Annotated in this window: 17 protein-coding genes; 9 read left to right on the top strand and 8 right to left on the bottom strand. The window is 55.7% G+C overall.

The window, feature by feature from the left end:
- Positions 1 to 16: 16 nt before the first annotated feature.
- Genes ACFQDM_RS08925 through dapF form a run of 4 tightly spaced genes read right to left on the bottom strand, consistent with a single transcriptional unit; the run spans position 17 to position 4,327 of the window.
- Positions 17 to 883, bottom strand: a complete 867-nt coding sequence (locus ACFQDM_RS08925; protein ID WP_377378240.1) for an EamA family transporter — start codon at positions 881 to 883, stop codon at positions 17 to 19.
- Entirely contained in the window at positions 880 to 2,172 is a 1,293-nt protein-coding gene (ftsY, locus tag ACFQDM_RS08920) for a signal recognition particle-docking protein FtsY (RefSeq protein ID WP_377378238.1), read from the bottom strand. The genes ACFQDM_RS08925 and ftsY overlap by 4 nt, the downstream gene beginning before the upstream one ends.
- Positions 2,169 to 3,449 (bottom strand): tRNA (N(6)-L-threonylcarbamoyladenosine(37)-C(2))-methylthiotransferase MtaB, encoded by a 1,281-nt coding sequence (gene mtaB / locus ACFQDM_RS08915; protein WP_377378236.1) that lies wholly within the window; start codon positions 3,447 to 3,449, stop codon positions 2,169 to 2,171. The genes ftsY and mtaB overlap by 4 nt, the downstream gene beginning before the upstream one ends.
- A gap of 53 nt (positions 3,450 to 3,502) precedes the next feature.
- On the bottom strand, positions 3,503 to 4,327 hold the full coding sequence (dapF, locus tag ACFQDM_RS08910) for a diaminopimelate epimerase (protein ID WP_377378234.1): 825 nt from the start codon (positions 4,325 to 4,327) through the stop codon (positions 3,503 to 3,505).
- Between the two features lie 258 nt (positions 4,328 to 4,585).
- Between dapF and ACFQDM_RS08905 the strand changes: the two genes are divergently transcribed.
- From ACFQDM_RS08905 to guaB, 5 genes are all read left to right on the top strand, one after another.
- Complete coding sequence (locus tag ACFQDM_RS08905) at positions 4,586 to 6,775, top strand: prolyl oligopeptidase family serine peptidase (protein WP_377378232.1); 2,190 nt, start codon at positions 4,586 to 4,588, stop codon at positions 6,773 to 6,775.
- Positions 6,765 to 7,076, top strand: coding sequence for a DUF2834 domain-containing protein (locus tag ACFQDM_RS08900; protein WP_377378379.1), 312 nt, complete (start codon positions 6,765 to 6,767; stop codon positions 7,074 to 7,076). Before ACFQDM_RS08905 ends, ACFQDM_RS08900 begins: the two co-directional genes overlap by 11 nt.
- An 18-nt stretch (positions 7,077 to 7,094) precedes the next feature.
- Positions 7,095 to 7,391 carry a hypothetical protein gene (locus ACFQDM_RS08895; protein WP_377378230.1) on the top strand — a complete coding sequence of 99 codons (297 nt, stop codon included), beginning with the start codon at positions 7,095 to 7,097 and terminating at the stop codon, positions 7,389 to 7,391.
- 145 nt (positions 7,392 to 7,536) lie between these two features.
- Positions 7,537 to 9,378 (top strand): ATP-binding protein, encoded by a 1,842-nt coding sequence (locus ACFQDM_RS08890; RefSeq protein ID WP_377378228.1) that lies wholly within the window; start codon positions 7,537 to 7,539, stop codon positions 9,376 to 9,378.
- 106 nt (positions 9,379 to 9,484) lie between these two features.
- Positions 9,485 to 10,957 carry an IMP dehydrogenase gene (gene guaB, locus ACFQDM_RS08885; RefSeq protein WP_377378226.1) on the top strand — a complete coding sequence of 491 codons (1,473 nt, stop codon included), beginning with the start codon at positions 9,485 to 9,487 and terminating at the stop codon, positions 10,955 to 10,957.
- Here the strand turns inward: guaB and ACFQDM_RS08880 are convergent.
- Together ACFQDM_RS08880 and ACFQDM_RS08875 are read right to left on the bottom strand one after the other, a co-directional pair.
- Positions 10,954 to 11,370 (bottom strand): GFA family protein, encoded by a 417-nt coding sequence (locus ACFQDM_RS08880; RefSeq protein ID WP_377378224.1) that lies wholly within the window; start codon positions 11,368 to 11,370, stop codon positions 10,954 to 10,956. The genes guaB and ACFQDM_RS08880 overlap by 4 nt on opposite strands.
- A gap of 502 nt (positions 11,371 to 11,872) precedes the next feature.
- Positions 11,873 to 12,511: an RNA polymerase sigma factor gene (locus ACFQDM_RS08875; RefSeq protein ID WP_377378222.1), complete on the bottom strand. Its 639-nt coding sequence runs from the start codon at positions 12,509 to 12,511 to the stop codon at positions 11,873 to 11,875.
- Positions 12,512 to 12,674: 163 nt separating this feature from the next.
- Between ACFQDM_RS08875 and ACFQDM_RS08870 the strand changes: the two genes are divergently transcribed.
- A complete protein-coding gene (locus ACFQDM_RS08870; protein ID WP_377378220.1) occupies positions 12,675 to 14,429 on the top strand; it encodes a YadA-like family protein in 1,755 nt (584 codons plus the stop codon).
- A 55-nt stretch (positions 14,430 to 14,484) separates the two neighbouring features.
- Here the strand turns inward: ACFQDM_RS08870 and ACFQDM_RS08865 are convergent, their stop codons facing one another.
- Entirely contained in the window at positions 14,485 to 14,916 is a 432-nt protein-coding gene (locus ACFQDM_RS08865) for a hypothetical protein (RefSeq protein WP_377378218.1), read from the bottom strand.
- A gap of 138 nt (positions 14,917 to 15,054) precedes the next feature.
- On the opposite strand from ACFQDM_RS08865, the gene ACFQDM_RS08860 reads away from it, so the two are divergent.
- Positions 15,055 to 16,362 (top strand): RsmB/NOP family class I SAM-dependent RNA methyltransferase, encoded by a 1,308-nt coding sequence (locus tag ACFQDM_RS08860; RefSeq protein ID WP_377378216.1) that lies wholly within the window; start codon positions 15,055 to 15,057, stop codon positions 16,360 to 16,362.
- A 6-nt stretch (positions 16,363 to 16,368) separates the two neighbouring features.
- Positions 16,369 to 16,845, top strand: a complete 477-nt coding sequence (locus ACFQDM_RS08855) for a hypothetical protein (protein ID WP_377378214.1) — start codon at positions 16,369 to 16,371, stop codon at positions 16,843 to 16,845.
- Positions 16,846 to 16,852: 7 nt separating this feature from the next.
- Here the strand turns inward: ACFQDM_RS08855 and ACFQDM_RS08850 are convergent, their stop codons facing one another.
- Entirely contained in the window at positions 16,853 to 17,449 is a 597-nt protein-coding gene (locus tag ACFQDM_RS08850; protein WP_377378212.1) for a fatty acid desaturase CarF family protein, read from the bottom strand.
- A 469-nt stretch (positions 17,450 to 17,918) separates the two neighbouring features.
- Between ACFQDM_RS08850 and guaA the strand changes: the two genes are divergently transcribed.
- Positions 17,919 to 19,475, top strand: a complete 1,557-nt coding sequence (gene guaA, locus ACFQDM_RS08845; protein WP_377378210.1) for a glutamine-hydrolyzing GMP synthase — start codon at positions 17,919 to 17,921, stop codon at positions 19,473 to 19,475.
- Positions 19,476 to 19,495: the final 20 nt, after the last annotated feature.

Below are 19,495 nucleotides of genomic sequence, written 5' to 3'. Positions count from 1 at the left end.
TTTGTCTTCCGGGTGCTCAAATCGCTCCTAGCTCCATCAACGCAAGCCCCAGCGCCAGAATGACGGAGGCGATAATGCGGCGTGGCCCCAAACGCTCCTTCAGGAACATCCAACCCATGGCTGCGCCAAAAATAACGGCTGTTTCCCGCAGGGCCGTCACCCGTGCTGCCTCAATCAGGGTGAACGCATAGAGCGCTGCTCCATATGACAAGACTGACAACACGCCGCTGACAATTCCCTTTCGCAGAACAGGTTTTACCGCTTCGATAAACCCGTCCCGGCGCTCGTAGAGCGCGACCGTCGTCACGCCAATCCAGTCGAGCAGGAATATCCAGACGATAAATGTCATCGGATTTTCAGCTTGGCGAATGCCGCGCGCATCAAAAACGCTGTAGAGCATCACACCAAGCGCGGTCATGCCGGCCCAGAAGAGCGCTGAACGGCTGATACGCCGGGCAGCACCCACTTTCTGCCCCTGCAAAAAGCCGAAACTGATGACCGCACATACCGAAACAAACAGACCGAACCATGAAATCGCGCTCAGACTTTCCTTGAGCACGACAAAACTGGCGATCGCGACCAGCAGCGGCGCGAGCCCGCGCATGACCGGAAAGACAAGTGAAAGGTCACCGCGATGCATCGCCCGGATCAGAGACGACTGATAGAACATATGCATGGCGACGGAGATGGCGATTGCGCCCCAGAGCTCAGGCGTCGGCAAGGGCACAAAAAACGCGAAAGGCAATAAAACCAGTGCGCAGCTGGTCGACAAGACAGAACGCACGACAAGAATGTCGCCGCTTGCCTTCACAAACAGATTTACCGACGCGAGCGAAAAAGCCGAAAACAGGCCGAGTCCGATTGCCAGTGTATCGGGACTCACCCGTCCAGACCTACCAATGCACGTGAGAAGGTCTCAGCAGAGAAAGGCTGCAGATCATCTGCGCTCTCTCCGACTCCGACGAAATGGATCGGCAAATCATGCGCATGGGCAATGGCCACCAGAACGCCGCCTTTGGCTGTGCCGTCAAGCTTGGTCATGACCAGCCCGGACACCCCCGCTGTGTGACGGAAGGCTTCGACCTGTGAGAGAGCATTCTGGCCAACCGTCGCGTCCAGAACCAGAATGACATCATGCGGCGCTTCAGGGTCGAGCTTGCGCGTGACGCGCAAAATCTTGGACAATTCGTCCATCAGCTCAGCCCGGTTCTGCAAACGACCCGCCGTATCGACGAGCACCAGATCCAGGTCCTCTGCTTTCGCCTTCTCAACGGCCTCATAAACAAGACCGGCGGCGTCCGCCCCCGGAGCTTTTGCCATGACCGGAATACCAGCGCGCTCACCCCAGACCTGAAGCTGCTCAATTGCAGCAGCGCGGAACGTATCGCCGGCAACCAGCAGTGCTTTTGCGCCCTGATCTTTCAGCTTAGAGGCAATCTTACCAATCGTCGTCGTTTTGCCAGATCCATTCACGCCCACGAAAAGCACGATGCGCGGCTTTGGACCGTCTGCAAAATCAACATGGCGTTCACGCGGTTTCAGGATGTCTTCGACTTCCTTGGCGAGCGCGATCTTGATTTCCTGATCCGTGACTTCCTTGTCAAACCGGTCTTTCGCCAGATTGCTTGTGATGCGTGACGCCGCCTTCGCCCCGAGGTCCGACATAATGAGAATGTCTTCGAGTTCTTCCAGGGTTTCGTCATCAAGCTTGCGCTTCACAAAGACCGAGGAAATGCCTTCGGTCAGCTTGTTCGATGAGCGCGATAGACCCGAGGTCAGACGGGCAAAGAAATTCTGTTTTTTCGCTGGCTCTGGCTCTGGCTCTGGCTCTGGCTCTGGCTCTGGCTCTGGCTCTGGCTCTGGCTCTGGCTCTGGCTCTGGCTCTGGCTCTGGCTCTGGCTCTGGCTCTGGCTCTGGCTCTGGCTCTGGCTCTGCAGGGATTGTCGGTTCGACAGGAGGTGTCTCGTCAAGCGTTTCTTCGAGCTCTTCGATCTGCTCCTGAATTTCCTCGGCGCGTTCTTCGCGGCCCATGGCATCCTGGAAGGCAGCGCTGTCTTCAAGTTGCTGTTTCAGAGCTTCCGCTTCGGCGCGTTTAGCCTCTTCCGCTTCGATCTCACGACCGATGGCCCTGGCTTTTTCCTTGTCTTTCTTCTTACCGAACCAGAGTATCAAACCATGCCTCCCACCAGTCGACCGTCTCTCTGCCCTGAAATACGGATTTCTGCAAACTCACCATGCGGGAGTTCGTCTGGCAATTCGCAGACGGGCGTAAAGTCCGCCAGCCGTCCCTGCCCCCCTGCCTCGACAAGTACACGGCGCACCTGTCCGATATGCGTCGCGAGGTGTCGTCCCAGAGCCCGCGTGCCAGCTTCTCGCAATTCTGCTGCCCGCGCTTTTATGAGCGCGCGGTCAAGCTGAGGAATTCGCGCAGCTGGCGTCCCCTCTCGCGGGCTGTACGGGAACACATGAACGAATGCGAGCTGACAGGCCTCGATCAGACTGACCGAGTTCTGGAACATCTCTTCGGTTTCGGTCGGAAATCCTGCAATCAGATCCGCACCAAACGCAATTTCCGGGCGCGCTGCCTTCAGGCGCGACGTAAGCGCAATTGCATCATCACGGGAATGGCGACGCTTCATACGCTTCAGAATGAGTGGGTCGCCGTGCTGGAGCGATACGTGAAGGTAAGGCGCAAAACGCGGCTCACTGATCGCAATATCGAACAGTGCCTCATCCATCTCGATGGCATCAATGGAAGACAGGCGCAGAAGCGGTAGATCCGGAACCAGTTTCAGAATCCGGGCGACGAGATTACCCAGTGGCGGCTGACCCGGCAGATCAGCGCCCCAACTCGTCAGATCAACCCCCGTCAGAACCACTTCACGGTGGCCGCGTTCGACCAGCCGTCGCACCTGATCGACCACTTCACCAGCAGGAACGGAACGCGAATTGCCCCGTCCATATGGAATAATGCAGAATGTGCAGCGGTGATCACAACCATTCTGGACATGCACAAAGGCGCGTGCCCGGCCATCAAGTCCATCAACAAGATGCCCCGCCGTTTCGCGCACAGTCATGATATCGTCGACCAGCACTCTTTCAGACGCACCAAGAAGCTTAGCCGGCTCAAAGGTTTCCGCACGCATCTTTTCGGCATTACCAACAACGCGCGTGACTTCGGGCATTTTAGAGAATTGCTCAGGATCGATCTGCGCCGCGCATCCTGTGACAATAATCGGAGCATCCGGGTTCTCCCGGCGCGCTTTGCGAATAGACTGGCGCGCCTGGCGCACGGCTTCGGCTGTCACGGCGCAAGTGTTGATGATCACAGCATCCTGCAGACCTGCGGCAATCGCATGATCACGCATGACTTCGCTCTCATAGCTGTTCAGTCGGCAGCCATGCGTCACGAGTTTCAAACTGTCAGGAGCGTTCGCTTTCTCTGTCATGGCGCACAGATGACGTTGAAAGCGTCTTTCTGCAAGTCACGAAAACACGCGGCCTATTGATTGAATTCTGCTTCCATCTCGATCGGGCCCGTCATGAGCACATGATCATCGCTCTCACGCCATTCGATGACGAGCTCACCGCCATCCAATATCATACGTGCCTTGCGCTCTGTTTTATCGAGACGCGCCGCGCAAACAAGCGCCGCACACGCCCCCGTACCGCAGGCAAGCGTCAGCCCGGCGCCGCGTTCCCAAACGCGCAGACGGATCGTCTCACGATCCAGGACCTGCGCAAATCCAACATTCACACCTTCTGGAAACAAAGGGTGCCATTCGACAAGCGGGCCGACGGAAGGAATGTCAAAACGCGCAATGTCATCGACGAAGAAAACGGCATGTGGGTTGCCCATGCTGACACACGCAGGCCGCGACAAGACAGGCGCATCAATCGGCCCGATTTTTACGTCAACGCCGCGTGTATCCATTTTCTCTGCCAGCGGGATCGATTCCCAGCTCAAAAGCGGAGACCCCATATCAACCGTCACCGAGCCATCGTCGTTCATGTAGGACTGCAGCAAGCCCGCTTCTGTTTCGATTTTGATGTCCGGCTGTCCGAGCTCCTTGCCAATCAGGTGGCCCACACATCGACTTGCATTCCCGCACGCCTTCACTTCACTGCCATCTGCATTCCAGATGCGCATAAAGACGTCACCGCGTTCGGAGTTTTCCAGACCGATAATCTGATCGAAACTCTCACCGCTGCGTGGACGCGCAATATGTCGGATTTGCTCAGCCTGTGGCCGAAACGGCGCATTGGCATGACGACCATCAAAGATCGCGAACCGATTGCTGCACCCATTCATATGAATCACACGCATAAAGAACGCCCCGAACACACATTTATAAACCTTAGTTAATGTGAGTTCGAACTTGCGTCAGCAGTTTTCGGAAAATGGTCGCACAAAGAGTATTGAGGTGATGCATGCAGACAACATCTCACGCAGCGGCAGCTCATTATAGGTTCTGGCGAAGCTGCTACCTGAACTCCGGATTGGATAAAATCTTCACGCCCCCACAACAGATGGCTTGTCCTGCGGCAAAAACTGGCCATGCTGAGCGCGATTGGAGGAATACCCATGCTTAAAACGCTTATGTCTTCTGTTTTCTGTGCCTCGCTCTTGGGGGCCGTCTCATATGCGCAAGGAACACCTGTGACCGACGATACCGCTCAGGAGAGCACAACCAACGACCCTTATCTCTGGCTGGAAGAAGTTGAAGGCGAAGAAGCGCTGAACTGGGTCCGCTCCCAAAACGAACGTACGCTTGCCGACCTCCAGGCTGATCCGATTTTTGAAACACTGCAGCAGGACGCGCTTGAAATCGTGAACTCGAAGGAACGCATTCCTTACGGCTCCATTCGCGACGGCGACGTCTACAATTTCTGGCAAGATGAAACCAATGTCCGTGGGCTGTGGCGTAAGGCGAGCCTTGAAAGCTACAAAACCGAGCAACCTGAATGGGAAACCATTCTCGACTTTGATGCCCTGGCAACGGCCGAAGACAAAAACTGGGTGTTCAAGGGATCTAACTGTTTTTCCGCACCGGATACGTCCGACTGGAAATGCATGGTCACGCTGTCGAATGGCGGGAAAGACGCTTCCGAACAACGTGAGTTCGATCTCGCGAGCAAATCCTTCGTTGAGGATGGCTTCTATCTTCCTGAAGCAAAATCAGGTGTCGTCTGGCTTAATGAAGATACATTGCTGGTGGCCACCGATTGGGGCCAGGATGGCGGCACGCTGACCGAATCCGGTTATCCGACGACTGTGAAGGTCTGGAAACGCGGCACGCCACTGGAAGAGGCTGAGCAGATTTTCGTCGGCGACAAAACTGATGTCGGCATCTGGCCCTTCTATCTGGAAATGGAAGATGGCGCTCGACTGCCGGGCGTCGTAGAAGCCGATACCTTCTTCACCTCGCGCTACTTCATCTATCCGGATCTGAACGCGGAACCTGTTCAGCTTCCGATCCCGCCGAAATCCACACCAATTGAACTGTTCGACGGCTATCTGCTCCTTACGCTACAGCAGGACTGGGACGTCGAAATCGACGGTAAGTCAGCGCAGTATTCGTCAGGAAGCCTTCTGGCTATTCCGGCATCTGATATGCTGAAAACGGGCGCGCTCGCTCAACCTGAAGTCATTTTTGAACCGAATGAGCGTCAGTCCATTGAAAGCGTTAGTGTCACGGACACCGAAATTCTGCTGACCATGAATGACAATGTCACCGGTACAATTCTCAGCATAACAACCGGTGAGAATGGCTGGAAAACAGCGCCACTCGATCTGCCTGACAATGGCAGTCTCAGCGTCGTCTTTGCCAACGACAAGGAAGAAACGGTTTTCCTGAACTATGAAGGTTATCTGACGCCGGACTCCCTGATGACATACAGTCCGGAAAATGGGCAGATCGAAACCATCAAGAGCCTGCCGAAGAAGTTCGATTCAGACGATCTCACCGTTGAACAGTTTGAAGCAACGTCCACAGACGGCACCAAGATTCCGTATTTCATCGTGCACAGGAAAGACGTGAAACTGGATGGAACAACGCCGACACTGCTCTACGGTTATGGCGGCTTCCAGGTCTCAATGACGCCTGGCTATTCAGGTCTGAATGGAAAGCTCTGGATGGAACGCGGCGGCGCTTATGTCGTGGCGAACATTCGTGGCGGCGGCGAGTTTGGGCCAGAGTGGCACCAGGCGGGCCTCAAAACCAAACGCCAGATCATCTATGACGACTTCATTGCCGTCGGCGAAGATCTCATTGAACGCGGCGTCACCTCAACCGAACATCTGGGCATTATGGGCGGTTCAAATGGCGGCCTGTTAATGGGTGTCATGCTGACTCAGCGTCCGGACCTCTGGAATGCCGTGGTCATTCAGGTCCCACTTCTGGATATGTTGCGCTATCACCTGCTGTTGGCTGGCGCTTCCTGGGTCGATGAATATGGCTCTCCAGACGTTCCCGAAGAGCGTGAGTGGCTGGAAAAAATGTCGCCATACAACAACTTCCACGCCGATAAGGATTATCCGGAGCCGCTCTTCGTCACATCAACGAAGGATGACCGTGTCCACCCAGGCCATGCCCGCAAAATGGCGAAACTGTTTGAAGCCGCAGGCAAGCCATTCCTCTACTATGAGAATATTGATGGCGGTCACTCGGCCGCAGCAAACCTTCAGGAAACAGCCAAACGAAAAGCGCTGGAATTTACCTATCTGATGCGAAAGCTGGGACCGATGCCAGCCGCAGAAGGTTCTGATAACTGATCAGACAAGCCCGCCCTCTTTTAGACGGCGGGCTTTTTTTGGAAATTGGTTCTTTCATCAGGGACTTTCGCCGCCCGACTTTCTGAAAGCCGTTTTCCCCAATTCCGCGGCGAGCGCATTCACTGCAGACGTCATCCTGTCATCCATTGTGTTCTGGGTGTGGTCTTTAGCCGACGCGAGACGCCAACGCATCACATCATGGTGGCTCGTGTTACCGGCTGGCGCACTGGTCGGATTGTCGTTATCACTTCCGCTCTATCTGTATCTGCTCGAAGATCGCCTCTGCGAGGAAAACGTCTAGCTGAAGAGGAAACACCAGATGAAAGTCAGCGCACTTCTGCCACTATTGCCTGCCGCCGCCCTGCTCGTCGCCTGCAACAAATCCGATCAGGATATTCTGATCGCTGACTGTCTCGAAAATGGTGGAACAGAGACTTTTTGCAGCTGTTCGGCAGATGTCATGGCCGAGCAGGCACCGCCGGTGATCTATGACGCCATTGTGGAAGACATGCGTAAGGGAAGCAGTCGCGACGAGGCCATTGAATCACTGCCAATGTCGCAGCAACTTCAATTGCTCGCCCTGTTTCCGGCCGAAATGTCCTGTCCCGTCGAATAATCGCTTGCCAAATCCAAAAAAAGAGCCACCGACTAAACTTATTCAATGTCTGTAGGCGGGGGCTCAAAAGACGTGAACACCTATCGGTTCTGCGCAAGCGCCAGAGCGCTTCGTTCTGTGCGTGTTTTTCTGGCGGGTTGATGACATGCTTCAAATCATTGGCGTGAACGACACGCCGACGACCGAAAAAGTCCTCGCTGCCGCGAACAAAGTTGGGGCCATGATGTCGCCGACGATGGTGCTGGTCTGGTTTCTGACGATGTCGCCTTTGCGAACGTCGCCAATTTGGTGGCTCTGGATGGTCGGCCTGAGCGGCTTGTCCATCACGCGCTACGTCAGCGCAAAGGCCGTCGTGGCGGCATCTGCGGACGGACCGAAATCGGAACAGACAACCCTCATCCTGAAGGCGATCATCGGGCTGACCGGTCTGCACCTTGCGATCCTCACGGGCTTCATGCCACTCGAAACCCTGACGCAGCTCCTGATGCTTTGCGCACTCGTCATCCTGCTGATCATGGGAAATGCCTACACACAGGCCGCGTCTTTCGTGGCTTTCCTCGCCTTCTGCGCCCCGATGGTGGTGACGCTGATCCTGCGCGCAGGCATCTCTCTGCCAGAGAATTTCGGCGATCACATAAACCTGCCACTGCTACAGATCGTGTTTTTGCTGCTGACCATCTATGCAGCGTTTCTGTCTTTTCAGTTTGGCAGTGAAATTCGCCTGGGACTGGAACTCCTGTCCGATCTGCGGGACGCCAATGCGCAAATCGAAAGCCAGGCACGTGAGATGAGCGACCTGGCTGAGCACAATGAAATAGCCGCGACACGTGCCGAAGCGGCGAACCTCGCAAAGTCGCGTATTCTCGCAAATACCAGTCACGAAATCCGCACGCCCATGAATGCGGTGCTCGGCATGGCTCAGGCGCTGAAATGGGAAAGTGACCCTGCCAAGCGGGACGAGCATATCGATCTCTTGCTGAACGCCGGGCAGGACCTCAAAGCTCTGCTGAACGACATCGTTGATCTCTCTCACATTGAGAGTGGAAAGTCCGTCCTCAATCTGGCGCCTGGAAAGCCTGTCGAAATCATAAGCGACACCCTGAAACTCCATAGCCATCTGGCGCAGGAAAAGCAGCTATCCTTCGATATAACCGTTCAGGAAGGTGTTCCCGAATGGATCATGCTGGATCGCATGCGCTTGCGTCAATGCTTCGGCAATCTCGTCTCTAACGCCATCAAGTTTACAGATGTTGGCGGCGTAAGCCTGCATCTTCGAAGTGAGCCGAAACAGGATGGAGAACATGAGCTCACGCTCGATGTCATCGACACCGGGATTGGCCTTGCGCAAGACGAGATAGAAGGCATGTTTTCCGCCTTTGCACGCTCGAATGATGAAAAAGCCCGCATGCGGCCCGGCGCAGGTCTCGGGCTCACCATCACACAGAATCTGGCACGCGAAATGGGTGGAGATCTCACCGCAGAGAGTACCCCTGACAAAGGCTCCCGATTTTCGTTTCGTTGGATTGCCGAAGCAACAGATGCCGACTCGCAGTCGCAGATTCCATTCAAGCACGATGCACGCATGGAACTAACAAACCGGACGGAAGCATTACAGACAATCCTCGTCGCTGAAGATCACAAGCCCAATCAGATTGTTCTGGAAACCATGCTGAATGCCTTGGGACTGGAAGCCGAGTTCGTCAGCAACGGAAAGCGCTTGGCCGAGATCGCCAATGAAAAGCCGTTCGCCATCATGCTCGTTGACATGCACATGCCTGAAATGACTGGTCTTGAAGCCGTCAAAGCCATTCGTGACGGATCAGGCGCCAATCAGCACACTCCCATCATCGTACTCTCTGCGGATGCCAGCGCCGCGACGCAGACGGCTTGCCTGGATTCCGGCGCGAACTCTTATATTGTCAAGCCAATCGATGCTGGCGAACTTGTGGTCTTGCTCAACCATTACCTCGCCCCCACTGCATCGTAAAAGCGCGACGCCTGATCTCTCTGGCGAGGTAATTGGTATAAAGGGCATATCCACTCTTGCCCCGCGCGCGCCGATCCCTTAAAGGGCCAAAAAGGATGCCGACCAAATGCAAATTCGCTCTGCGCTCACCTTCGATGATGTACTTCTCGAGCCCGGTCCGTCCGAGGTCATGCCGGCCCAGACGGATGTTCGCACACGCCTGACAAATACGATTTCACTGAACATTCCACTGGCGTCATCCGCCATGGATACGGTGACCGAAGCCAAGCTGGCCATCGCCATGGCTCAGAATGGCGGCATTGGCGTACTTCACCGCAATCTGACGATGAAGGAACAGGCCAGACAGGTTCGCCAGGTCAAGAAATTTGAAAGTGGCGTGGTCATCAACCCGGAAACGGTCACACCACAGACCACACTGCGTGATCTCAAAAAGCTGAAAGACAAGACCGGATTTTCCGGTTACCCCGTCGTTGAAACTGACGCGTCCGGCAAGCCCGGAAAGGTTGTCGGCATCATCACGAATCGCGACGTTCGCTTTGCTGAAAACCTCGATCAGCCTGTCTCAGCTCTCATGACAAAAGAAGTCGTGACCTGCCGTGAAGGTGTGAAGGAAAAAGAAGCCCGACGCCTCCTACATGAACACAAGATTGAACGTCTCGTCGTTGTCGACGCGGATCAACATTGCGTTGGTCTTCTGACCGTCAAGGACATGGAAAAAGCAGTCGCCAATCCAAACGCGGCCAAGGACGCGCGTGGGCGCCTGCTCGTCGCAGCAGCTTCCACGGTTGGAGACGCCGGCTTTGAACGCTCAGAGCGTCTTCTTGATGCAGGCGTCGACGTGCTGGTGATTGATACGGCGCATGGCCATTCTCAATCCGTTCTTGATGCTGTCGCGCGCGTCAAACGCCTCTCGAACTCGGTTCAGGTGATTGCAGGCAATGTGGCGACACATGACGGCACGCTCGCGCTCATCGATTCTGGCGCAGACGCGATCAAAGTCGGCATCGGGCCTGGCTCAATTTGTACGACCCGCATTGTTGCTGGTGTCGGCGTCCCTCAGCTGACGGCGATTGCAGATGCCGCGGGCGCCGCCCGGGCGTCTAACACACCGATCATTGCCGATGGCGGCATCAAATTCTCAGGTGATTTCGCAAAAGCCATGGCCGCTGGCGCAAGCTCTGCCATGATGGGCTCGGTATTTGCCGGCACGGAGGAAGCACCCGGCGAAGTCTTCCTGTTCCAGGGCCGTTCTTACAAAGCTTATCGCGGCATGGGTTCACTTGGCGCGATGGCGCGAGGCTCTGCCGACCGCTACTTCCAGAAAGAAGTTGCGAACGAAAAGCTTGTTCCGGAAGGCATTGAAGGCCAGGTCCCATTCAAAGGCCCCATCAGCCCGATTGTTCACCAGATGGTCGGCGGCCTGCGTGCAGCCATGGGATATGTCGGCGCAAAAACGATCACCGAACTGCACGAGAAAGCACGATTTGTGCAAATCACGGGCGCAGGGCTCAGAGAATCGCACGTTCATGATGTGGTGATGACGCGAGAAGCGCCAAACTACTCCATTCCACGAGCCTAAGCGGCCTGTGGGCCTGCGAGCTCAACGGCTTCGGCTGGAACGACATCGTCAAGATCAGCTGGCAGTTCAATAACCTTGCTGGCCAGCTGAACATTCCAGTTCAGAATGGGATTCTCGAAATCGGAAACCGCTGCACCGTAGCGGGTGCGCCGTGTGTCTGGCGTCCATGTCCAGAGCGGCGTGCCGCATGAGCTGCAGTAATAATGGCGTGGCGAAAACGCATCGAACTGATATCCGCGGACACGGGATTCAATCACATCAATGGTGAATTCATTGGGGTCACAACACGCCCAGCTCGCGCCGGTATTTTGACAATACCCGCATGTACACCCCTGCGAATGATCCGGAGCCGGAGCCGTCCATTGAACACCACCGCAAAGGCAGCCCGCTTTTACGCATTTGTGTTCTGCCATGACTCGTCCTCCATCAGCTCCCGTGCGTCAGTGGCTAACGCCCCAACCTGTTTACGGTTCCCGTGCAGGGTGACAGACCGCACATGAACGCCAGATGAGCGAGGTAGCGTCCACTATTTTTTCTCGTTATAATTTATGTGAAATTTTGCTAATTTAGGCGGTCTGCTTTCGACGGCACTCACATGCAGATGCATCACAACACAAATTCACCAGCGATGATTCAGCATCATCTCAGAGCAAAAGACGAAATCCAGGTGACCACACAGACATCCGAGTCGCTCGCAATGCATGTTTTACGCGGGGAAGCGACCACAGAGGAACAGCTCGAATTCGACAAAAGAATGCTTGAGGAGCCGTCTTTCGGCATTCTCGTCGGTCAACTTGAAACCTGGCTGAGCCACTCTCAGAAGAGGAAGCACGTACAAACCCGGACCCACATCTTCTGAAAAAGATGATGAAGCAAATCACCCAATCCGATAAAAATGCTCGCTCGAAAAAATAGTCACGCGATAGACAAGGCCGCATGCGGCGCGTCGAACGGGACTGCGTGCCGAAGCATTTCCAACCCGCGCCTGATCCATGAACGTACCGTGTTTGCGGGGACGGATATATCGTGGGAAATGTCCTGAACAGACTGCCCCTTCAGGAAACGTCGACGAATAACGCGCGCCATATTGGGCGGGAGGCTATCCAACTCTTTGTGAAGGAGCGTTCTGACAAGTCTGAGTTCCGTTTGTTGCTCCGGCAAGACCCCATCGCATCGAACATTTTCCTGGAGTTCTTCATCTCCTCGCCGACGCTTCATCCGTCGCCATTCATCTATCGCCTCGTGACGAACGACCGAAAGCAGCCAGGTGAATGCACGCCCTTTTGAATCGTCAAAACTTTCAGCTTTGCGCCAGATAGAGAGATAAGCCCTCTGCAGAACATCGTGAGCGATGTCTTTGTCCTGAACAATTCGCTTCGTGAGCGCAAAGAGTGGCTGCGCCGTTAGCGCGTAAAGTCGAGCAAACGCTTCGTGATCCTGGCGAGCACATGCTTGAAGTGCATCAACCAGTTCCTGATCTTGTGCTGACATTCCCTCCACCTCTCTTTCTTCCCTTCCCGAAATTGAGCTAGCCCATTCCTCAGGGATTCCCATTTCTCGAGAGACCAAAAATCGATAAATTCAAACGCATCACCTCAAGCCTCTGTATTTGTTGACTAAATAAGTTCAGTTTTTTTGCATCATTTCTGCTGAGTAGCTTCGTACCTCCTTGTGACGACCTTTTCGTCGACAGACATTTCTGCAGGGAGGCCCTCAAATGCCATCGAATTTCAAAACATCACTTGCCGGAAAAACCGCGCTTGCCAGTGCACTCTTCGCGTTACTCAGCGCACCAGGTGCATTTGCGCAGGTTGTATCCGGCACGGGCGCAACGGCTTCAGCAGATGCAGCTGCGGCGGTCGGAGATGGCGCAAGTGCTGTCGGCGACGGCGCGATCGCGGTAGGTGATGATGCCGCTGCATCAGGCGCAGACGCGACCGTTGTCGGCACCGACTCCTCCGCAACCGGCCCGTCCTCCACCGTGGTCGGCGGAGAGGCCATCGCGACTGGGCCGGGAACAACAGCTATTGGCTGGCAGTCAGCCGCGACCGCTGAGCGCGCAACCGCGCTGGGGCATCTCGCGACAGCAAAAGGTGTTCGCTCGATAGCTGTCGGTGAGAACGCTGATGCGCAAACGGACTTCTCAACCGCCATCGGCAATGAAAGCATTGCAAACGGCATTGACGCGCTCGCCGTCGGCGATTCCGCTTTTGCCAGCGGCAATTCCACAACGGCAATTGGTGGCGAATCCGTCGCGACAACACCAGGCTCAACTGCGATTGGCTGGCAGGCCGCTGCAACAGGCGCGATGGGAACGGCCGTGGGCCACCAGAGCACAGCTTCGGGTGATCAGAGCTTTGCAGGCGGTGAAGATTCCGTCGCCAGCGGCTCGAACGCGATTGCCATTGGTAATACCGCTGAAGCGTCAGGTGGCGATTCAATCGCGATTGGCGGCAATCGTGATGGCGATGCTGGCCAGGCAACGGTCGCCTCTGGTCCTTCCACAACCGTGGTTGGTGGTCAGGCGCTTGCCATGGGCCCGGGTGCAACAGCATTTGGCTGGAGATCTGAAGCCAGCGCAGAGCGCGCGACAGCCCTTGGACACCTTGCCACGGCTCAAGGCATTCGCTCGACCGCGATTGGTGAGAATGCTGACGCCCAGACCGACTTCTCAACCGCTATCGGCAATGAAAGCATCGCAAATGGCATTGATGCGCTGGCGGTCGGCGACACCACGGTTGCGACGGGCAATTCCACAACGGCTGTCGGCGGCGAAGCGGTTGCGACAGGTCCCGGCGCCACGGCTTATGGCTGGCAGTCAAGCGCTGGCGCTGAACGCGCGACAGCGCTCGGTCACCTCGCCAATGCGTCCGGTGTTCGCTCTGTTGCGGTTGGTGAAGCAGCCATGGCGAGCGCAAGCGGTGCCATCGCAGTTGGCAACGAAAGCTCTGCATCTGGCGTAAATTCTGTCGCCATCGGCAATGGTGCGACCGCGACACGCGATGGTCAGGTTGCAATCGGCGGCGATGACAGCACCTACACCATGTCTGGCCTGAATTCGACGGCGAGCACATCCGCACAATCTGGCCCTGTTGGCCTCGTCACAACGGACCAGAACGGCAATCTGGCCGCAGATTACACCTTCTCTGACTCTCTTACGGCAAATGCTGGCGCAATTGCTGCAAACACCAACATGATTTCGATGAATTCCGATCTCATTGCTGAGAACTCAGAACTTATCCGGGACAACCAGGCGGGCATCGCTGCCGCCATGGCGCTCGACATGCCATACATCCCGGTCGGCCGGACCTTCGGTGTGTCTGGTGGCTTTGGTTTCTATGGTGACGAAAGCGCGTTCTCCGCAGCCGGTGCTTACCGCATCAATGATAACTGGCAGTTCAACGCTGGTCTCGCGACAGGCTTTGATCGCGGTGAAACAGGCGGCCGCGTCGGCTTCTCCGCCAGCTGGTAGACCCCAGGCAAAGTTACGAAGCAAAGGCCGCTCCATCCGAGCGGCCTTTCTGCATTCAATAGTTGGCGAGCAGCCGGTCACCAGGTCGGCCAGGCATCACCAGATTCAACTCCGGACATTGCCGGAACCGCATCTGGCATACGGGGCCCATCAAAAGCCAGTTTTCCTGAACGAGACGGATATCCGACGCAGGAATGAAGATTGGTGGATAGAGCGCATTCAGCGGAAGCATCATTCTCAGGCCAATGCCGTCTTCGGCGATCGTTACAATCACTGTTCCCTGATGGTGATTATACACCTCATGATCGGCATAGAGAAAAATCGACTCCATATGGAAGCGTTCTCCAACTTCCTTGTTATTTCCCGGATAAAACGTAGCGAGCCTGCGCCAGCGGTGGCCGTGACGCCATGACATGAAACCGAGCAAGCCTGCGGCAAAGGCAGTGCCATAGATCAGCATGGCAAAGCGAAATAGGATGTCCCACATAGCTGCAGCGTAAAGCCGCCCCGTTAAGATTCCGGGTTCGCGATCAGCACAATTGCGTGCATTGCACAGGCGGGGCGATTGATTCTCTGAGATGACTTACGTATTTCTGCCCCTTCTCCAGACTGAAAGACACGAACTATGAAAAATGGCGGACGAATCGAAGCAGCCATTCAGGTGCTCGACGATATTCTGAACCGACACCAGCCGGTAAAGTCTGCCATGCGCGACTGGGGCAAACGCGCACGCTATGCCGGTGCCAAGGACCGTGCCTGGGTGTCCGGGCTGGTATTGGACTCTCTGCGCCATCGCAACTCACTTGCCCACGCCATGCAAAGCGATGCACCGCGCGCGCTCATTCTGGGCGCATTGCGTCATGTCTGGGATTGGGATCTGAAAGCCGTTGAAACCGCACTCAAAGACGAGCACGCCCCCGCGCCACTGACCGGCGAGGAGCGTGAAGGCCTTCTTCTCGCGCCGGATCCAACGGCGCCGCCACATATTCAGGGCGATTTCCCCGAATGGCTGACCCCACATCTCGAACGGGTCTTTGGCGAAGATCTGGTTATTGAAACACAGGCCATGTCCGTCCGCGCACCGGTTGATCTTCGTATCAACACGCTGAAAGCTGATCCGGAGAAAGCTGGAAAAGCGGTCAAAACAGCTGGCGGCAAGGCCTCCGAATTGCTTGTGAACGGGTACCATATTCCAGCTCCAGACCCGTCGGAACGCGAAACCAGTCTTCAAACGATTCCGGCTTATTCAAAGGGTTGGGTTGAGGTGCAGGACGCAGGCTCGCAGATCGCAGCCTCCGCAGGAAACGTGCAGCCCGGAGATAATGTCCTCGACTATTGCGCCGGCGGTGGCGGTAAAACACTTGCTCTGGCCGCCATGCTGGAAGGCAAAGGCCAGGTCTTCGCCTACGACATTGATGGCAGACGCCTGTCAGCACTCATTCCGCGACTGAAACGATCTGGCGCACACAATGTTCAGCTCTGCCATCCAAAGGAGCCTGAGAGCCTTGAAGTGCTGCGCGGCAAGATGGACCTCGTCTTCGTCGATGCTCCCTGCACAGGTACGGGCACATGGCGTCGCAAGCCGGACACCAAATGGCGGCTGAAAGAATCCGCACTGGAAAAGCGTAATGCCGAGCAGAGCGAGATCCTTGATAAGGCAGCAGAATTTGTGAAACCCGGTGGGCGTCTTCTCTATGCCACATGCTCGTTTCTTGCCGAGGAAGACGAAGACCAGGTGACGTCGTTTCTGGAGCGTAACGATCAGTTCAAGCAGTTGGATGCAGCCTCCGAAGCGATTGCCTCCGGCCAATTGACCGAAGCAGGGGCCCAACTGGTACGTCAGAACCAGATTCCGGGCGGTGCCGTGCGCCTTACGCCTCGCAAGGCGGGCACGGACGGCTTCTTCTTCGCCGTATTGCAGAAGGCGAGTTAGCCTCTGATGGAGACGCTGACCCCGATTCTAACATTTGGCGCATTTCCGAATGAACTCTTCGATCTGCGCTTTTCATGGTCGGGCGGCGTCCTCATACTGGATCTCATTCCACGCGATCCCTATTACGTCCCCAACGCCAAGCATTCGGACGCTGAAAAAGCTCTGGAAGGCATCGGTGCCCAGAAAGTCGGCCCAGCTTCGCGGTTTCTCCGTCTCAGGTTTGACTATGTAGACGCACTGGTCGTCAGCAATGGCGCCGACATGTCAGCTCACGCACTCAACTGGTCGCTTGATCCCGATGATCACCCCTCGATTGCCGGCCAGGACTTTCCCTACCCGCTTTTTCTTGTCGAAGGTTCAGACTGGAGCGAGGCTGTAATGCCCGGCGTCAATCATTACCGCTTTAGCGGACCATATTGCCGAGCCGACATCCTCGGCTACGAACCAGACGGCGAATGGTTAGACGTTTCAGCTCATAGCTGATGACGAGCTACACCTGAATCGGACGCCGCCGAACCGTAGGGTCGCGACGCGGGCGAAATCTTCCAAACACCCGGATCAGAGCTTCCAGTCGACGCCAGAAACGAATGCGTTCCAGGGGCGCGTTCAGCCATCCATTCACGGCGCAGTAATGGGTATTCTTCTTGTTTCGGTGATGTTTTGCATGCTCTTCAAAGGAAATAATGATACCTGATTTCTGCAGAAATCGGATCACCATTCCATTTTCGCTCGGTTTACGATGTGCCCAATTATGGAATTCATTGGCCATACCACCAAACAATACTCCGGTAATCGTCATCGGATTGACCCAGCCTAAAGCCACAAACCCCAATAGAAACAGGCCCGCGATAAAGAGAGTTGGACCATTGCGCTTCGCAAATCCAACCTTTGTCATCCTGAGCGGCTTTTTGTGATGACGTATGGTTGCACGGATCAGTGGACCAACAATGGGCCAGCTGGGCCCGCCATATCGATCTTCCATCCAATGGAAAAAACCAGAAACGAAATCTGCAATCAGTAAGCCCGCCAAAATCTGGCCACCGACCCACACCACTTGCAAGGCAAGAGCCCATTCAAAACCCGACATCTCTGACCACCCTCCATATGTAAGTGCTCACTTACATAGTAGTGACCAATCGCTCACATATAGTCAACCAGAAAAAGAAACCCGTTATTTTCGACGCAAACTTCTACAATTTATGGGCAATAAATCTGTCGAAGCGCGAGATCTGAAAGCCGGTCCGAAAGACTGTTTCACATGGGCTATGTCAGCCGTTCTTTCCAACACGCAGAAAATTCGGGGCGCCGCAGATGGAGGGCCGGAACAAAGCGAGTTTCTGAATCTGGGTTCCAGGCCTGATGATTGATCGAATGATCAAATGAGCAGCAGTCACGCGCGCCTTGTGCTTTTTGGACGTCATTCAATGTTTGTCACACTCGTGCGACCATTACGCCAGAGGCACGGCTGGAGGATGAGAGACAATTAATCGGTCCCACGCGGAGGATTCTCCGACTCAGGAATTGAATTTTCACCCGACTCCAGCCTATAGAGCGCCATGACGGCGCACGAACATCTTCTCATCATCGATTTTGGGTCTCAGGTGACCCAGCTCATCGCACGACGCGTCCGCGAAAGCGGCGTCTATTGCGAAATCCACCCTTACAACAAGGTCGATTCGGCCTTTCTGGATGAGTACAAGCCCAAGGCGATCATCCTGTCGGGTGGCCCCTCCAGCGTTTACTGGAAGGATGCCCCGCTTCCGGACCCGAAAGTCTTTGACCTCGGCGTACCGATCTTCGGCATCTGCTATGGCCAGCAAGCCATGGTTCACATGCTCGGCGGGAAGATTGAAGGCGGCACCAGCCGCGAGTTTGGCCGCGCCTTTATCGAGAAAGTTTCCGACGACCCGCTTTTCGAAGACATGTTTGTCGGCGGCGACAAGGAAGAAGTCTGGATGAGCCATGGCGACCATGTCGCCGAAATGGCTCCCGGCTTTGGCGTCGTTGCACGCTCTCCAGGTGCACCCTTCGCTGTTATTTCCGACCCGGAGCGCGGCTTCTACGGCACGCAATTCCACCCGGAAGTCGTCCACACCGTTCATGGTCGCCAGCTTCTGCGAAACTTCACGCATAATGTCGCGGGTTTCAAGGGCGACTGGACCATGGCGGCCTACCGTGCAGAAGCCATTGAGAAAATTCGTGCTCAGGTCGGCGACAAGCGCGTGATCTGCGGCTTATCCGGCGGCGTTGACTCCTCCGTTGCAGCCGTCCTGATCCACGAAGCCATTGGCGACCAGCTGACCTGTGTCTATGTCGATCACGGCCTGATGCGCCTGGGCGAGAGCGAACAGGTCGTCAACCTGTTCCGCGACCACTACAACATCCCGCTGGTCGATGTTGACGCATCAGAGCTCTTCCTCGGAAAGCTGGAAGGCGTTTCAGACCCGGAGAAGAAGCGCAAAATCATCGGCGGTCTCTTCATCGACGTGTTTGACGCTGAAGCCACCAAGATTGGCGGCGCAGACTTCCTGGCTCAGGGCACGCTTTATCCTGACGTGATTGAGAGCGTCTCCGCCATTGGTGGCCCGTCCGTGACCATCAAGTCTCACCATAATGTCGGCGGCCTGCCAGAGCGCATGAATATGAAGCTGGTGGAGCCGCTGCGTGAGCTCTTCAAGGATGAAGTGCGCGCCCTCGGCCGCGAGCTTGGTCTGCCTGAACCCTTTATCGGCCGCCATCCCTTCCCCGGCCCGGGCCTTGCCATTCGTATTCCGGGTGAGATTACCCGCGAGAAAGCAGACACGCTGCGCAAAGCCGACGCGATCTATATCGAAGAGATCAAGAAGGCAGGTCTCTATGATGAAATCTGGCAGGCCTTTTCCGTGCTTCTGCCCGTCAACACGGTCGGCGTCATGGGCGATCTTCGCACCTATGAGGCTGTTCTGGCGTTGCGTGCCGTGACCTCAACCGATGGCATGACGGCGGATTACTATCCATACCCGCATGACTTCCTTGGCCGCGTTGCGACCCGCATCATCAACGAGGTCAAAGGCGTCAACCGCGTGGTCTATGACATCACGTCCAAGCCACCCGGCACGATCGAGTGGGAATAACAAACCACGATCCGGAATTA

This window comes from Ponticaulis profundi (assembly GCF_042659465.1).
Lineage (GTDB): Bacteria > Pseudomonadota > Alphaproteobacteria > Caulobacterales > Hyphomonadaceae > Ponticaulis > Ponticaulis profundi.
Note: the sequence above shows the minus strand (reverse complement) of the source record. Positions and strands in the feature narration are given on the sequence as shown.

Bases quoted from the DNA above. Each gene is read 5' to 3' on its own strand.
- mtaB (WP_377378236.1), bottom strand. From the start codon at position 3,449: ATGACAGAGAAAGCGAACGCTCCTGACAGTTTGAAACTCGTGACGCAT.
- dapF (WP_377378234.1), bottom strand. From the start codon at position 4,327: ATGCGTGTGATTCATATGAATGGGTGCAGCAATCGGTTCGCGATCTTT.
- ACFQDM_RS08905 (WP_377378232.1), top strand. From the start codon at position 4,586: ATGCTTAAAACGCTTATGTCTTCTGTTTTCTGTGCCTCGCTCTTGGGG.
- ACFQDM_RS08895 (WP_377378230.1), top strand. From the start codon at position 7,095: ATGAAAGTCAGCGCACTTCTGCCACTATTGCCTGCCGCCGCCCTGCTC.
- ACFQDM_RS08890 (WP_377378228.1), top strand. From the start codon at position 7,537: ATGCTTCAAATCATTGGCGTGAACGACACGCCGACGACCGAAAAAGTC.
- guaB (WP_377378226.1), top strand. From the start codon at position 9,485: ATGCAAATTCGCTCTGCGCTCACCTTCGATGATGTACTTCTCGAGCCC.
- ACFQDM_RS08880 (WP_377378224.1), bottom strand. From the start codon at position 11,370: ATGGCAGAACACAAATGCGTAAAAGCGGGCTGCCTTTGCGGTGGTGTT.
- ACFQDM_RS08875 (WP_377378222.1), bottom strand. From the start codon at position 12,511: ATGGGAATCCCTGAGGAATGGGCTAGCTCAATTTCGGGAAGGGAAGAA.
- ACFQDM_RS08870 (WP_377378220.1), top strand. From the start codon at position 12,675: ATGCCATCGAATTTCAAAACATCACTTGCCGGAAAAACCGCGCTTGCC.
- ACFQDM_RS08865 (WP_377378218.1), bottom strand. From the start codon at position 14,916: ATGTGGGACATCCTATTTCGCTTTGCCATGCTGATCTATGGCACTGCC.
- ACFQDM_RS08860 (WP_377378216.1), top strand. From the start codon at position 15,055: ATGAAAAATGGCGGACGAATCGAAGCAGCCATTCAGGTGCTCGACGAT.
- ACFQDM_RS08855 (WP_377378214.1), top strand. From the start codon at position 16,369: ATGGAGACGCTGACCCCGATTCTAACATTTGGCGCATTTCCGAATGAA.
- ACFQDM_RS08850 (WP_377378212.1), bottom strand. From the start codon at position 17,449: ATGTCGGGTTTTGAATGGGCTCTTGCCTTGCAAGTGGTGTGGGTCGGT.
- guaA (WP_377378210.1), top strand. From the start codon at position 17,919: ATGACGGCGCACGAACATCTTCTCATCATCGATTTTGGGTCTCAGGTG.